Raw genomic sequence first — 13942 nt, forward strand, 5'->3', positions numbered from 1 at the left:
AATGACCGAAAAACTCGTCATCATCGGCAACGGCATGGCCCCCGGGCGCATGCTGGAGCACCTCCTGGAACAGGCGCCGGGCCGCTACGCCGTCACCATCTTCAACGCCGAGCCGCGGGTCAATTACGACCGTATCATGCTGTCGCCGGTCCTGTCGGGCGAAAAGGCCTATGAGGAAATCATCATCCACGGCGACGGCTGGTACATCGCCAACAACATCACCCTCTACAAGGGCCACAAGATAACAGCCATCGACCGGGCGGCGAAGACCGTCACCTCCGATCACGGCGTCATCGAGCCTTACGACAAGCTCGTCATCGCCACCGGCTCGGTGCCGTTTATCATCCCGGTGCCTGGCCACAATCTGCCGGGCGTGCTCACCTATCGCGATCTCGACGACGTCCAGGCCATGATGCTGGCTGCCCAGTCCAGGGCCAAGGCCGTGGTCATCGGCGGCGGCCTGCTGGGACTGGAGGCGGCTGCCGGCCTCAACGCGCAAGGCATGGACGTCACCGTACTGCATGTCATGCCTACGCTGATGGAGCGCCAGCTCGATCCTGCCGCCGGCTATCTGCTGCAGCGCGCCGTCGAACAACGCGGCATCAAGGTCATCACCAAGGCCAACACGCAGGCGATCACGGGCAACGGCAAGGTCGAGCAGGTGGAACTTGCCGACGGCACCATCATTCCAGCGACGCTGGTGGTCATGGCCGTCGGCATCAGGCCGAATTCGGCGCTGGCCAAAGAAGCGGGCATCGCCGTCAACAGAGGCATCGTCGTCGATGCCGGCATGCGCAGCAACGATCCCGACATCTACGCGCTCGGCGAATGCGCCGAGGTCAACGGCATGGTCTATGGGCTGGTGGCACCGCTCTACGAGATGGCCCGCGTCGTCGCCTACCAGCTTGCCGGCAACGAGACGGCCGCCTTCGTCCACATGGACACGCCGACCAAGCTCAAGGTCACCGGCATCGACCTGTTCTCGCTCGGCGACTTCGCCGAGGGCGAGGACCGCCAGGAGATCGTGCTGCGCGACGCCGCGGCCGGGGTCTACAAGCGCCTGGTGCTCAAGGACGACCGCATCATCGGCACCGTGCTTTATGGCGAGACGGCGGACGGCGCCTGGTTCAGCGATCTCAAGAAGAAGCAGACCGACATTTCGCAAATGCGCGATACGTTGATCTTCGGCCAGTCCTACCAGGGGGGTGCCCCGCTGGACCCTATGGCGGCCGTTGCAGCCTTGCCGGATGATGCGGAAATCTGCGGCTGCAACGGCGTCTGCAAGGGCAAGATCACAGGTGCGATCACGGGCAAGGGACTGACCTCGCTCGACGATGTCAGGGCGCACACCAAGGCGTCGGCCTCCTGCGGCTCCTGCACCGGGCTGGTCGAGAAGCTTATGGTGCTGACCATCGGCGACAAGTACAACCCGGCCGCCGTGCAACCGATGTGCGGCTGCACCACGCTCGGCCATGACGAGGTGCGCCGGCTGATCATCGCCAAGCGTCTGAAGACCATTCCCGCCGTCATGCAGGAACTGGAATGGACGACCTCCTGCGGCTGCGCCAAATGCCGGCCGGCGCTCAACTACTACCTCGTCTGCGACTGGCCGGACGACTATGCCGACGACTACCAGTCGCGCTTCATCAACGAGCGCGTCCACGCCAACATCCAGAAGGACGGCACCTATTCGGTGGTGCCGCGCATGTGGGGCGGGGTGACCAATGCCGCCGAACTGCGCGCCATCGCCGATGTCGTCGACAAGTTCGAGATCCCGATGGTGAAAGTCACCGGCGGCCAGCGCATCGATATGCTGGGCATCCGCAAGGAGGACCTGCCGGCGGTGTGGGCCGATCTCGGCCAGGCCGGCTTTGTCTCCGGCCATGCCTATGCCAAGGGCCTGCGCACGGTGAAGACCTGCGTCGGCTCCGACTGGTGCCGCTTCGGCACGCAGGATTCGACGGGTCTCGGCATCCGCATCGAGAAATTCATGTGGGGCTCGTGGACCCCGGCCAAGGTCAAGATGGCGGTGTCGGGCTGCCCGCGCAACTGCGCCGAAGCGACCTGCAAGGATGTCGGTGTCATCTGCGTCGACAGTGGCTACGAGATCCACTTCGCCGGCGCCGCCGGCCTCGACATCAAGGGCACCGAAGTGCTCGGCATGGTCAAGACCGAGGACGATGCGCTCGAACATATCGTGGCGCTGACGCAGATGTACCGCGAGCAGGGCCGCTATCTCGAGCGCATCTACAAATGGGCCAAACGCATCGGCATCCCGGAGATCAAGCGCCAGATCATGGACGACGATGCCAAGCGCAAGGCCTATTACGAGCGCTTCGTCTTCAGCCAGAAATTCGCCCAGGTCGACCCATGGTCGGAACGCGTGTCCGGCAAGGACAAGCACGAGTTCCGGCCAATGGCTTCGGTCGGCTTCGCGCAGGCGGCGGAGTAGTCGCGTGTTCCCGAAAAGTGGAAGCCGGTTTTCGGACAAGAACACGCTCAAAGAAGGGTGGAGCACATGAACTGGATCGCCATTGGCTCCCTGTCTGACATCCCGCGCCGTGGCGCGCGCTGCGTCGCCACGCCGGAAGGCAAGGTCGCGGTCTTCCGCACTCAGGACGATCAGGTCTACGCCATCGACGATCACTGCCCGCACAAGGGCGGCCCGCTCAGCCAGGGCATCGTGCACGGTACGGCGGTGACCTGTCCCCTACACAATTGGGTCATCTCGCTCGAGACAGGCAAGGCGCTTGGTGCCGACGAGGGCGCGGTGCGCACCGTCCCGGTCAAGGTCGAGGGCGAGCACCTGTTCCTGGCGCTGGAAGCGCTGGCCAGCCGCGCCGCCTGAACATGGAGATCGACGCGGCACGCGAGGTGAGGACCACCTGCCCCTATTGCGGGGTGGGCTGCGGCGTGCTGGCGAAGGTCGCCGCGGAAGGGCAAGTGTCCGTCCGCGGCGACCCCGATCATCCCGCGAATTTCGGCCGGCTCTGCTCCAAGGGCTCCGCTCTGGCCGAGACGATCGGCCTTGAGGGCAGGCTGATCCATCCCGAAATCCACGGCCGCCGGACAGGGTGGAACGAGGCGCTCGACCTCGTTGCATCGACCTTCTCGCAAACCATCGCCGAGCACGGCCCGGATGCGGTCGCTTTCTATGTCTCGGGCCAGTTGCTGACTGAGGATTATTACCTCGCCAACAAGCTGATGAAGGGCTTCATCGGCTCGGCCAACATCGACACCAATTCGCGCCTGTGCATGGCTTCGTCCGTCGCCGGCCACCGCCGCGCATTCGGCGCCGACACGGTGCCGGGCACTTACGAGGATCTGGAACTCGCCGATCTCATCGTGCTGGTCGGCTCCAACCTCGCCTGGTGCCACCCCGTGCTCTACCAGCGCATCGCCGCGGCCCGGGAAAAGCGGCCGGAGATGAAGATCGTGCTCATCGACCCGCGCCGCACCATGACCGCTGATATCGCCGACATGCATCTGGCGATCGCGCCGGATGGCGACGTCGCTTTGTTCACCGGGCTGCTCGGCTGGCTCGGCCAGCACAACGCGCTCGACCGAGGCTACATCACCGCTCACACGACCGGCTTCGGGCAGGCGCTTTTCGCCGCCTCGGCGCTCGACCTTGCCGGAATAGCTGCCGCGACGGGCCTCAGTGAGGATGAACTCACCCGTTTCTACAGCCTGTTCGCCGCCACCGCAAAGACAGTGACCGTCTACAGCCAAGGAGTGAACCAGTCGTCGTCAGGCACCGACAAGGTCAACGCCATCATCAACTGTCATCTCGCCACCGGCCGCATCGGCAAGCCGGGAGCCGGCCCGTTCTCGGTGACCGGCCAACCCAACGCCATGGGTGGCCGCGAGGTCGGCGGCATGGCCAACATGCTCGCCGCCCATATGGAGATCGAAAACTCCGAACATCGCGACCGCGTGCAGCGCTTCTGGAACGCGCCGGCGGTTGCGCAGAAGCCTGGCCTGAAAGCGGTCGAGATGTTTCGAGGCGTGGCCGACGGGCGCATCAAGGCGCTGTGGATCATGGCCACCAACCCGGTCGATTCGATGCCGGATGCCGACGCCGTCGAGGCAGCGATCAAGGCTTGCCCTTTCGTCGTGGTGTCGGACGTGCTGGCCAGCACGGACACCGTGCGTCACGCCCATGTCCGGCTGCCTGCCGCCGCCTGGGGCGAGAAAGACGGCACCGTAACCAATTCCGAACGCCGCATCTCGCGCCAGCGCGCGTTCCTGGGCCTGCCCAGCGAAGCGCGGCCCGACTGGTGGATCATCGCCGAAGTCGGCAAGCGGATGGGTTTTGCCGAGGCGTTTGCACATGAGACGCCGGGCCAAGTCTTCGCCGAGCATGCCGCGCTGTCGGGCTTCGAGAATGGCGGCGCGCGGGATTTGGATATTGGTGCTTATGTGGAGATGGATGCGGAAGCCTACGAGGACTTGGTTCCATTCCAGTGGCCAGCGCCGAGCCCAGGAGGAGGCGCGACGGAGCACCAACCCACCCGCTTCTTCGCCAACGGCAATTTCTACACTCCGGACCGTAAGGCGCGTTTCATAGCCATCCGCGCAACCACCGAAAGCCGCACCAGCCCCGATTTCCCGCTCATCCTCAACACCGGCCGGATCCGCGACCATTGGCACACCATGACGCGAACCGGCAAAAGCCCGCTTCTGTCCCAGCACATCGCCGAGCCCTTCGTCGAAATCCATCCGGCGGATGCACAACACCACGGCATCGGCGACGCCGATATCGTGCGTATCTCCAGCCCGCGCGGCGACGTGCTCGTCCGTGCCCTGATCACGTCCCGCCAGCGCCGGGGCACCGTCTTCGCGCCGATGCATTGGACCGATCAGTTCGCGGCAAAAGGACGGCTCGACGCGCTGACCGCGCCGCTCACTGACCCAATCTCCGGCCAGCCGGCGCTGAAACATGTCGCGGCCCGCATCGAGAAATTTGCCGCCAAGGTCTTTGGTTTCGCCGTGACGCGGCAACGTCCCGAAGCGATCAACGCCGACTATTGGGCAGCGGCCCGCTGCAAGGGCGGCTGGCGGGTCGAGCTTGCCTTTGCCGACGACGCTGCCGACTGGACAGCCTTCGCCGGCTCGCTCTTCGGTGCCCCCTTAGCCGAAATGCTCGCCTATCACGACCGCGACGCCGGCCAGCATCGCATCGCCGCTTTCGACGGCGAGCACCTTGCCGGCGCCTTGTTCGTCGCGCCCGGCCCGGTCGCGGTGTCGCGCGGCTGGGCGGTTGAACAGCTCGAAGATGTCCACGCCAGCCAGCGCGAACGCTTCCGCATCGTCGCCGGCCGCGCCGGTGCCGATCGGCCCGATGCCGGTGCGATCGTCTGCTCCTGTTTTGGCATCGGGGCCAACCAGATCGTGACCGCCGCGGCGGCCGGCTGCACGACAGTCGAAGCCATCGGCGGCGCCCTGAAGGCCGGCACCAATTGCGGCTCTTGCCGGGCCGAGATCAGGGCGATTATCCAGGTCAATCGAGTTCAGGCTGCGGAATAGATGCGCCCCACGCCAGATCTGACATGAAACTAACCGAAATCAGTCAAATCCTTCTGGTGTGTACCTCGATCTGCAAACGCATCGGCAGTCAGTGAGGGCCGGTTTGTTTGAAAAAATCCTGTATTTTGCGCCTGGTGCCGAGGCTGAGCAAGGTCGAGCGGTAGCGGTCTTCGATGCGTTCGCTGATTGGAGTTGATAAATAACCGATCGACCGGCGCCCCCTTTGGAAAGGCGTCGAGGTTGGAAGCGCCCTTGCGCTCATGCCCTAAAGATCGATGCGCTGCTCGCTGGCGGGATCGAACAGGCTGACGCTCGCCGGATCGACGGCAAGGAATATCGGCTCGTTTCGCCGGCCTGCAAACCTGGGAGGCAGGCGGGCGATGATCGACTGTTCACCAACCTGCACCGTCACCATGGTTTCAGGCCCGGTAGGCTCCACGACGTCGATCAACCCCGTGACCGAAGCTTCATCGCGCCCGACCGCCTTTAGTTCTTCAGGCCTTATGCCCAGGATCACCGGGCGCTCGGAATCAACCGGCCGCTTGCCGGCCTGCAATGCGACCGACACGCCGCTCGCCGCGAAATGCACGCCGTTCGCGTCCGAGACCAGGCGCCCGGGCAGGAAGTTCATCGCCGGCGAGCCGATGAAACTTGCCACGAAGATGTTGGCGGGCCGTTCATAGATGGTGCGAGGATCGGCAAACTGTTGGATGTGGCCGCCCTTCATCACCGCCACCTTGGTGGCGAGCGTCATCGCCTCGATCTGATCATGAGTCACATAGACGATGCTCGTGCCGAGGCGCTCGTGCAGGCGCTTGATCTCCGTGCGCATTTCCACGCGCAGCTTTGCATCGAGATTGGAAAGCGGCTCGTCGAAAAGGAACAGCTCCGGGTCACGCACGATCGCGCGCCCCATTGCTACGCGCTGCCGCTGTCCTCCCGAGAGATTGGCGGGGCGTCGGTCTAGCAGATGCGAGATCTGCAGCAGTCGCGCGGCGTCGTCGACAGCGCGCCTGCGCTGGTCGGCGCCGACGCCACGCATTTCCAATCCAAAGCCGATATTCCTCTCTACAGACATGGTGGGGTAAAGTGCGTAGGACTGGAACACCATCGCGATATTGCGGTCCTTGGGCGCGAGGTCCACAACGGAGCGTCCGCCGATCAGGATGTCGCCGCCGGATGTGTCGTCCAGGCCCGCAATCATGTTGAGGAGGGTCGACTTGCCGCATCCCGACGGTCCGAGCAGAACCAGAAAGCCTCCGTCCTCGAGCTCGATATCGACCCCGTGAAGGACTTGTACGGAGCCATAGGACTTGCGCACGTCCTTGATGGAAAGTGTCGCCATGCGAAAACTCCTAACCTTTGATGGCGCCCGCAGTCAGCCCCTGAACCATGGTTCGCTGGACGATGGCGAAGAGGATGATGACAGGCAGGATGCTGAGAATGCCGCCTGCTGCCAGGACACCCCATGGAAGCTGGAATTCGCCGACCATCAACTGCAGGCCCACCGGCCAGGTGCGCGAACCCTGTCCCGTCGTCAGCATCAGGGCGAACAGGAACTCGTTCCAGGCAGCGATGGCAATGAACACCGAACTTGCCACAAGGCCGTTGCGGGCGAGCGGCATGACGATACGGACCATGGCGCCAAGCCTTGTCGATCCGTCGATGCGCGCCGCGCTCTCGAGCTCCTTGGGTGCGGAATCAAAGAAACCTTTGAGCATCCACACGAACAGCGGCAAAAGGAAACTCGTATAGGCAAGCGCAAGTCCGAAACGGCTGTCGACGAGACCAACGCTACGCATGACGACATAAAGGGGAATGATCATCATCACCGCGGGGAACATGCGCACGACGAGATAGCCGAGCATGAGCTGCGTTCGACCGCGAAACGCGAAGCGTGAAAATGCATAGGCTGCAAGCGTACCCGTGGCGACGCAGATCGTCACCGTGAGGAAGGTGACGACCAGACTGTTGGCTATCAGCCTCGGAAAGCCGGACTGCGTCCAGATCGCCACATAATTGTCGAAGGTGACGCGCCTCGGTATGTACTGCATCGTCTGGGTGACAATGTCGGCCTCATATTTGAGCGACGTCAGAAACATCCAGATCATCGGACCGGTGCAGAACATCGACAGGGTGGCGAGCGCGAAGTAGGTGGCTATGTTGCCGATCACGCGCCGGCGGCGCTTGCTTTCAATCATCGCCCTCTCCCTTGGTGATCCTGGACAGGCGGATATAGGCCGCAGCGAAGACCATCAGGATCACGAACATCACCACCGACAGCGCGGATGCGTAGCCGAAATTGAATTCCTTGTAGGCGGTCTGGAAGGCGTATAGCGACAGGACCTGCGTGGCATCTCCCGGTCCGCCACCGGTGAGAATGAGGAGCAGATCGGGCGAATTGACCAGACCGATGACGCGTAGGATCACCGCCGCCGCTATCACGGTCTTGAGCATCGGCAAGGTGATCAGCCTGAGCTGCGCCGAGACCCCCGCGCCGTCCACCGCGGCTGCCTTATAGAGGTCTTCGGGAATGCTCTTCAGGCCCGCAAGCAACAGCAGCGCGAAGAATGGAAATCCGTGCCACGCCTCGACGAGGACGGTCGCCGCAAGCGCGGTATTGGGATCCGCGAACCATGCCTTGTAGGTGTGCAGGACGCCGACGCGAACAAGAAGATCGTTGATGACCCCAAGCCTCGGATCGAGCAGCAGAGCCCACATATGGCCCGCCACGACGTTGGGCAGGAAATAGGGAAGCAGGATGAGCACGGCAAAGATCTTCGTGCCCGGCAAATCCCTGTTGAGGGCTGTCGCGGCGAGAAGGCCGAGCGCCAATTCCAGCACCACGGCCGCGGTGACCCAAACGACTGTATTCTTCAGGGCGATCCAGAAGACAGCGTCGGACCACATTGCCGCGTAATGTTTGAAGCCGACCCAGCCACCCAGCCCCGGACGCGTCAGGCGCATCTCGCGAAAGCTGATCGCCATGCCGTAAAGCGTCGGATAGGCGATCACCAGAAGGATCATGACGAGGCTGGGAAGAAGAAGCAAATACATCCAGTACCGGGTCTCGGACAGTTCGCCGAGAGCCTGCACCGGCCGATATCCGCTCGAGCTTGATGTCATGTATCCGCGATGCGAAGCATCGTCCCGTTACGTTCAGAGCATGGCCGCACGTCGCGGCAGGCCGTGCAGGGATGTATCAGCGAAGGGCGGCCTCGAGGCCTTGGATCATGCGGTCCACAGCCTGTTCCGGCGTCGACTGACCCGTGAGCAACGATTGAAAAGCGGGATTGACGACATTCTCGGACCAGCCCGCCGCGCCCACGAAATTGTTCGGCAGACGTCCGAACTCGAGCGTTTCGACCGCCGCGTGATAGATTGGATTGCCGGTGATGCGCGGATCTTGCAAGGCGGCGGCGGAGGCCGGGAAATAGCCCGTCCCCTCGAGCAAGGTCAGAGCAGCATCGGTCTCCCCCCAGAAACTCACCCAGCGCCAGGCAGCCTCTATATTGTCTTGCTTCATGATACCATTGCCGGCGTAGGCAACGCGAGCGACGTGCGCCTTCGGACCGGCCGGCATGGGTGCAGTTGAGAATTGCTTGCCCTGCTTCATCGCGGCCGAGATTTCATTCAGCGAACCGGTGTGGTGCCACACCATTGCCGTCTGCCCAGTGCGGAAACCCTCCATGATCTGGCGGTAGCTGTCGTTCGGCGCGCTCGGCGGAACGACCTTTTCCTTCAGGAAGAGATCGGAATAGAACCTTATCGCCTCGATCGCCGCGGCCCTGTCGATGGCTGGCTGTCCATCCTTGATTATCGGCGAGCCGAACGCCTCCATGACATCGATAACATATTTGAAACCGCCGGCGCCGGCGCGCATGCCGAAGGCGTATCTACCCTTTGACGGATCGGTGAGCTTGCGGCAGGCCGCCAGGAATTCGTCGAAAGTTCGAGGTGGCCCCGCCAGTCCGGCTTCCTCGAAATAGTCTGCGCGGTAATACATCCAATCGACGAAGGCGAAGGCGGGAACCGCATAGATGGCGCCGTTGCTGGAAAGCCCGGTCCAGCGACTTTCGGGGAAATTGGCCTTGCCCTTCCACCCATTCACCCGCTCGGTAAGATCAATCAACCCCTCCATCGCGGTGAGATCAGCGAAACGCTCGGCGATCACCATGGCGGTATCCGGGCGCCCACCGGCCAGCACGGACGAAGAGACCTTCGCCATATATTCGGAGTTCGGAATATTCTCTTGCGTCACAGCCACATCGGCATTCGCCGCCTGAAACAACGCGATAATCTTCAGCAGGCTGGCCATTTCCGACTGGCTGGTGAAATGGTGCCAGTAACTGATGGCACTCGCGGCACGGGCGCCGCCGATCTGCCCTGCCATCGCCAAGGCCGCCGAACCCACGAGAAACTGCCTCTTGTTCAACTGCATGCGATCTCCTCCAAGATATCAGATCGTCAATCTGATCGATCAGTTGAAGTTTGGGTAGCATCCTTTCCCACGTCATGCAACGCCTGGCGCGCAACTGGGCGAAGCGATGGATCACCATTGACCTGTCAGACAAGACCCAGGTTTCGCTGCATCGCTGCCTGGAAATGCGCCTGCAGCTTTGCTTCGGCGGCGTCGGCATTCCTCGTGCCGCAAGCCTCGAGGATGTCGAGGTGCTCCTTGAGCGTCCGGACCATGATGGGCGTCGTGATCTTCCTGTCGAGCCGCAGCAGACGCAGATAATTGTGCATGCGCCGGTAGGTGCTGTCGATCAGGGGATTGCGCAGTGCAGCGATGACCGCGCCGTGTAGCTCTCCCTCCAGCGCGTCCATCTCCTCCAATTGTTCCTTGCCGAGGCCATCGCGCTCCACGCGCCGAAGCAGCCGGGAATGCCGGATTTCCAAGGCATTCATGACGGATTCATCGCCTTGCTCCGCAAAGATACGGACCGCGGCGCGCTCAATGATGGAGCGGAATTGGTAGGTGGCACGCGTGAGCTCCAGGCCGGGCCTGACGAACTGGATGCCGGAGCGCGGGTGGATGGTCAGGATCCCTTCAGCTTCAAGGACGCGCAAGGCGTCGCGAAGCGGGGCAACAGGCACGTCGACGATCGCGGACAACTCGTTTTGCGAGATGAATGCCCCAGCCGGAACGCGTCGGTCGAACAAGCCCTCCAGGATTCGTTCATAGGCGACATCGCTCATGCGGGCGGCCGCCACGAGGGGAGAAACGTCGGTTTTTGCTTTGCCCGCCACTTGCGGCACCTCCATTGGTTCGGTAGTAAGATGCCATCTGATAGATCAGTTTTCTATCGTAACCGATCAGAAAGCCCCTGTGATGAACCTTTCGCATTTTCGTATAACGCGATTTCAGTTCGCCCGCGACCGGGTAATCGGGGACAGTCAGGTTCGGGCGGACGATGTCAACGCCGCTGCGCTGGAACTCGTTTCTGAAAGTGGCGAGGTGGGGCTGGGGTTCATCCAGACGCTCTTCAATCCGCTGCCTGACCAGCAGGAGATCGAGGCTGTTTTCGAGCATGAGGTTTGGCCGGCCCTGAAGGGAAACAGGGCGATCGCCCTGGTTCACCGTGTGCATCGCCCCCGCGGTGGCAATCAGCGGGCTTACTCCCTGCCCTTTCACGAGGCGGTTCAGGTCGCGCTTTGGGATCTTGCGGCGAAGCAAGCCGGCATGCCCCTCCATGTCTTGCTTGGCAGTCGCCGCAACCGGGTGAAAGCCTATGCCAGCGGCCTCGACTTTCACCTCGACGACGATGCCTTCGTCTCGCTGTTCTCCCACGCGGCGTCGATTGGCTACTCGGCTTTCAAGATCAAGGTCGGCCATCGGGATTTCGACCGCGATCTGCGGCGCCTGGAACTGTTGAAGGCCTGTGTCCCGGCCGGCTCCAAAGTCATGATCGATCCGAACGAGGCCTGGACCTCGAAGGAGGCGATCACGAAACTGGTGGCGATCCGCGAGGCCGGCCACGACCTTCTCTGGGTCGAGGATCCGATCCTGCGTCACGACCATGAAGGGTTGAGAACACTCAGGCATGCCGTCACATGGACCCAGATCAACAGCGGCGAGTATCTGGATCTGCAAGGCAAGCGGCTTCTTCTGGAAGCCCATGCGGCAGATATGCTGAATGTCCACGGCCAAGTGACGGATGTCATGCGCATCGGATGGCTGGCTGCCGAACTCGGGATTCCGGTCAGCCTAGGTAACACTTTCCTGGAGGTTGGCGTGCACATGGCGGCCGCGCTTCCCGAGGTCGAATGGCTGGAATATTCATTTCAGAACTTTGACCATCTGGTGGAACAGCCTATCGACATCCGGGACGGTTACGCCTATGCGCCCGATCGGCCGGGCCATGGGCTGGTGCTATCGGAAAAAGCACGCGGCGAATGGATCAGGCCAAAGCGCCTGGCCCGGTCGGAGCTGGGTGCCGCGCCAGAAAATCCACGTCTTCCCATGAAGTAATGAAGAAACTGAATCCCAGGCCAAGGCCGTGGCACTCGTTCACCATTGTACCCCGAGGTGGTCTGCTGCCGGTCTCAGCAAATAAAGTCGCATGCCCAAACGTATCGTGGGAATTGTGGCGACGTGCTCCAGCTGCTTCAGCATCACGCGAATTTCTGAGGGCGAAAGCGAGCGGTCCTTTGGCACGAAAGTAGTAATTGAAGCGGGCCCAATATGCGGAAGGTCCGTCAAGCGGTCTGTCGACGCCCATCTCTGCGTGCCGATTGTCGCTGATTGTCTCTGAAAGGATTTATTTTTGTTTTCAGTATGTTACGTCGCAGATTGGCGTATTCTCGGCGGCGTTTGGGTGGGCCTGAATCATTCCCACTCGATTGTTCAAACAGCATGTAACTCGTTGAAATTACTGTCAAATATTTTTCAGCTATGTGCAAAGTCCGACACCAGAACCGTTAAAAAATTACGCTGTTGATTCTAAAGCGAAAATCGCTGCAAAAAATATTTTGAGGTTTCAGCAACTATCGAGAGCAATCGGACGATTTTTGCACTTTTCGGTTTTTCACCGAGCTGAGCCGGCAGTCTCGAAAAGTACCGTCACCAGTCTGCAAACAGGGACATATTTTTGCTGCAAAATCAATAGGGGCTGTTGGCCGGGAGTGCGCCTGCTGGCCGGGCTTCGCCGGCCCGACAAAGGGCAGGTGTTGCTGGACGGCAGGGCGTCCGCGGGTCAGGTAGTCTCATAACTTCGTATCGTCACACCGCCCTGTTCTGCGTCGGCGCCCGGCCGCCGCCGTCGGCGACGAGCACAGCGCCGGTGACGAAGGAGGCATCGCCGGAGGCCAGGAACAGGCAGCAGGCCACTTACGCAAAGCCGGGCCAGCGCCGGAATGACAAGGAGTCACCCTTTTGCGCTTGGGGGCCGGTTCGTTCAGGCGATGGCCTCATCAAGGGCGAATGCGCGCCTACGTGCTGCATCAGGGAGCCACTTAGAAGCAAGGAGTGCGACCCGCACCTTGGTGTAGAGCGCGATGGTATCGAGCTTGCTGTGCCCGAGCAGCACCTGGATGAAACGGATGTCGACATCCTGCTCAAGCAGGTGGGTGACGAAGCTGTGACGCAGCGTGTGCGGACTGACGCGCTTGCGGATGCCGGCGACTTCGGCTGCTTCCTGGACCGCGCGATGCAGTTGCCGCGACGAGATCGGCGCCGTGCAGCCGCGCCCCGGGAACAGCCAGCCATGGGGGAGCATCACCCCCAGCCGCTTGCCTTCGCGCCACCACAGCCGCAGCAGTGCTGTCCCATATTGAGGCGTATGGTTTGGCACGGCCTTTGCTCCGAGCCCTCTGTTGTGGCGTGAGGGCGCTACTTCCTATTTGCGAGGCAACAGGGGGTAGGCAATGCGGATACTGGTAGGACCTGCGAAACGAGAAGGCGTTTCTCGATCGATTTTCGATAGACCGTTGGGCGATGGCGAGGTCAGATTCGAAACGGATGGGGCGGTCATCCTTTCGATAAATGCCGGCGGTATCTATTCAGATGGTTCGCGATACAGATACCAGATTGAGTTCACACTTGATGAACTCGAGGCACTTGTGAGCCGGCCGGAGGCCGGAGGAACAAAAGATCGCAACTCGTATAGCCACCAGTCGCCTGGCACCAAGTGACGATGCTATTTGTTGCATCGCGGCGATTGTCGGCTAGCGCTTCTTCGGCTTCGGCGTGATCTCCTCGACCCGCACCTTGTCGCCGATCTCCTTGGCCATATCGAACGCCTTCTGCTTGTCCTTGGTGGTCAGCACGGTCCGCCAATGCGGCTTCTCGAACACGCGCACGATGTAGATTGGGGGAGGCTTGTCGGTCAGCACTTCCTTCGATGATTGAAAGCCCGCAATCTCTGTTGGCGGAGACAGCGCGGGCCAAACGGTGGCGAGTTGCCAGATC

10 protein-coding genes and 2 pseudogenes are annotated in these 13942 nt (G+C 61.8%); 4 read left to right on the forward strand and 8 right to left on the reverse strand.

From position 1 onward, the window contains the following. The first annotated feature begins 1 nt into the window (after position 1). The 3 genes from nirB (at position 2) to HGP13_RS29685 (ending at position 5529) form a co-directional block, all read left to right on the forward strand. Positions 2-2452, forward strand: coding sequence for a nitrite reductase large subunit NirB (gene nirB / locus HGP13_RS29675; protein ID WP_172232481.1), 2451 nt, complete (start codon positions 2-4; stop codon positions 2450-2452). Positions 2453-2518: 66 nt separating this feature from the next. Further along, positions 2519-2848: a nitrite reductase small subunit NirD gene (gene nirD / locus HGP13_RS29680; protein ID WP_172232484.1), complete on the forward strand. Its 330-nt coding sequence runs from the start codon at positions 2519-2521 to the stop codon at positions 2846-2848. A 2-nt stretch (positions 2849-2850) separates the two neighbouring features. Continuing rightward, positions 2851-5529 (forward strand): nitrate reductase, encoded by a 2679-nt coding sequence (locus tag HGP13_RS29685; protein ID WP_172232487.1) that lies wholly within the window; start codon positions 2851-2853, stop codon positions 5527-5529. Positions 5530-5794: 265 nt separating this feature from the next. On the opposite strand, the gene ugpC is transcribed toward HGP13_RS29685, so the two are convergent. From ugpC to HGP13_RS29710, 5 genes are all read right to left on the reverse strand, one after another. Continuing rightward, positions 5795-6874: a sn-glycerol-3-phosphate ABC transporter ATP-binding protein UgpC gene (gene ugpC, locus HGP13_RS29690; RefSeq protein WP_172232490.1), complete on the reverse strand. Its 1080-nt coding sequence runs from the start codon at positions 6872-6874 to the stop codon at positions 5795-5797. A gap of 10 nt (positions 6875-6884) precedes the next feature. After that, positions 6885-7730 carry a carbohydrate ABC transporter permease gene (locus HGP13_RS29695; RefSeq protein ID WP_172232493.1) on the reverse strand — a complete coding sequence of 282 codons (846 nt, stop codon included), beginning with the start codon at positions 7728-7730 and terminating at the stop codon, positions 6885-6887. Beyond that, on the reverse strand, positions 7723-8625 hold the full coding sequence (locus HGP13_RS29700) for a sugar ABC transporter permease (protein ID WP_246707156.1): 903 nt from the start codon (positions 8623-8625) through the stop codon (positions 7723-7725). The genes HGP13_RS29695 and HGP13_RS29700 overlap by 8 nt, the downstream gene beginning before the upstream one ends. A 106-nt stretch (positions 8626-8731) precedes the next feature. After that, positions 8732-9970, reverse strand: a complete 1239-nt coding sequence (locus HGP13_RS29705) for a sugar ABC transporter substrate-binding protein (RefSeq protein WP_172232499.1) — start codon at positions 9968-9970, stop codon at positions 8732-8734. Between the two features lie 125 nt (positions 9971-10095). Beyond that, a complete protein-coding gene (locus HGP13_RS29710; RefSeq protein ID WP_172232502.1) occupies positions 10096-10797 on the reverse strand; it encodes a GntR family transcriptional regulator in 702 nt (233 codons plus the stop codon). A gap of 67 nt (positions 10798-10864) precedes the next feature. On the opposite strand from HGP13_RS29710, the gene HGP13_RS29715 reads away from it, so the two are divergent. Then, the gene (locus HGP13_RS29715) at positions 10865-12004 is read left to right on the forward strand and encodes a mandelate racemase/muconate lactonizing enzyme family protein (protein ID WP_172232505.1); all 1140 of its coding nucleotides are present in this window, start codon (positions 10865-10867) and stop codon (positions 12002-12004) included. A 75-nt stretch (positions 12005-12079) separates the two neighbouring features. Here the strand turns inward: HGP13_RS29715 and HGP13_RS38090 are convergent. From HGP13_RS38090 to HGP13_RS29730, 3 genes and pseudogenes are all read right to left on the reverse strand, one after another. Then, positions 12080-12217, reverse strand: a pseudogene (locus HGP13_RS38090) (integrase); the annotation flags it as partial. A gap of 712 nt (positions 12218-12929) precedes the next feature. Continuing rightward, positions 12930-13292, reverse strand: a pseudogene (locus HGP13_RS29725) (tyrosine-type recombinase/integrase); the annotation flags it as partial. 406 nt (positions 13293-13698) lie between these two features. After that, a complete protein-coding gene (locus tag HGP13_RS29730) occupies positions 13699-13866 on the reverse strand; it encodes a hypothetical protein (protein WP_172219756.1) in 168 nt (55 codons plus the stop codon). Positions 13867-13942 lie beyond the last annotated feature (76 nt).

Source organism: Mesorhizobium sp. NZP2077, assembly GCF_013170805.1.
Classification (GTDB): Bacteria; Pseudomonadota; Alphaproteobacteria; order Rhizobiales; family Rhizobiaceae; genus Mesorhizobium.

Excerpts from the sequence above, each read along its gene's own strand:
- nirD (WP_172232484.1), top strand. The coding sequence starts at position 2,519 with ATGAACTGGATCGCCATTGGCTCCCTGTCTGACATCCCGCGCCGTGGC.
- ugpC (WP_172232490.1), bottom strand. The coding sequence starts at position 6,874 with ATGGCGACACTTTCCATCAAGGACGTGCGCAAGTCCTATGGCTCCGTA.
- HGP13_RS29715 (WP_172232505.1), top strand. The coding sequence starts at position 10,865 with ATGAACCTTTCGCATTTTCGTATAACGCGATTTCAGTTCGCCCGCGAC.
- HGP13_RS29710 (WP_172232502.1), bottom strand. The coding sequence starts at position 10,797 with ATGGAGGTGCCGCAAGTGGCGGGCAAAGCAAAAACCGACGTTTCTCCC.
- HGP13_RS29695 (WP_172232493.1), bottom strand. The coding sequence starts at position 7,730 with ATGATTGAAAGCAAGCGCCGCCGGCGCGTGATCGGCAACATAGCCACC.
- HGP13_RS29705 (WP_172232499.1), bottom strand. The coding sequence starts at position 9,970 with ATGCAGTTGAACAAGAGGCAGTTTCTCGTGGGTTCGGCGGCCTTGGCG.
- nirB (WP_172232481.1), top strand. The coding sequence starts at position 2 with ATGACCGAAAAACTCGTCATCATCGGCAACGGCATGGCCCCCGGGCGC.
- HGP13_RS29685 (WP_172232487.1), top strand. The coding sequence starts at position 2,851 with ATGGAGATCGACGCGGCACGCGAGGTGAGGACCACCTGCCCCTATTGC.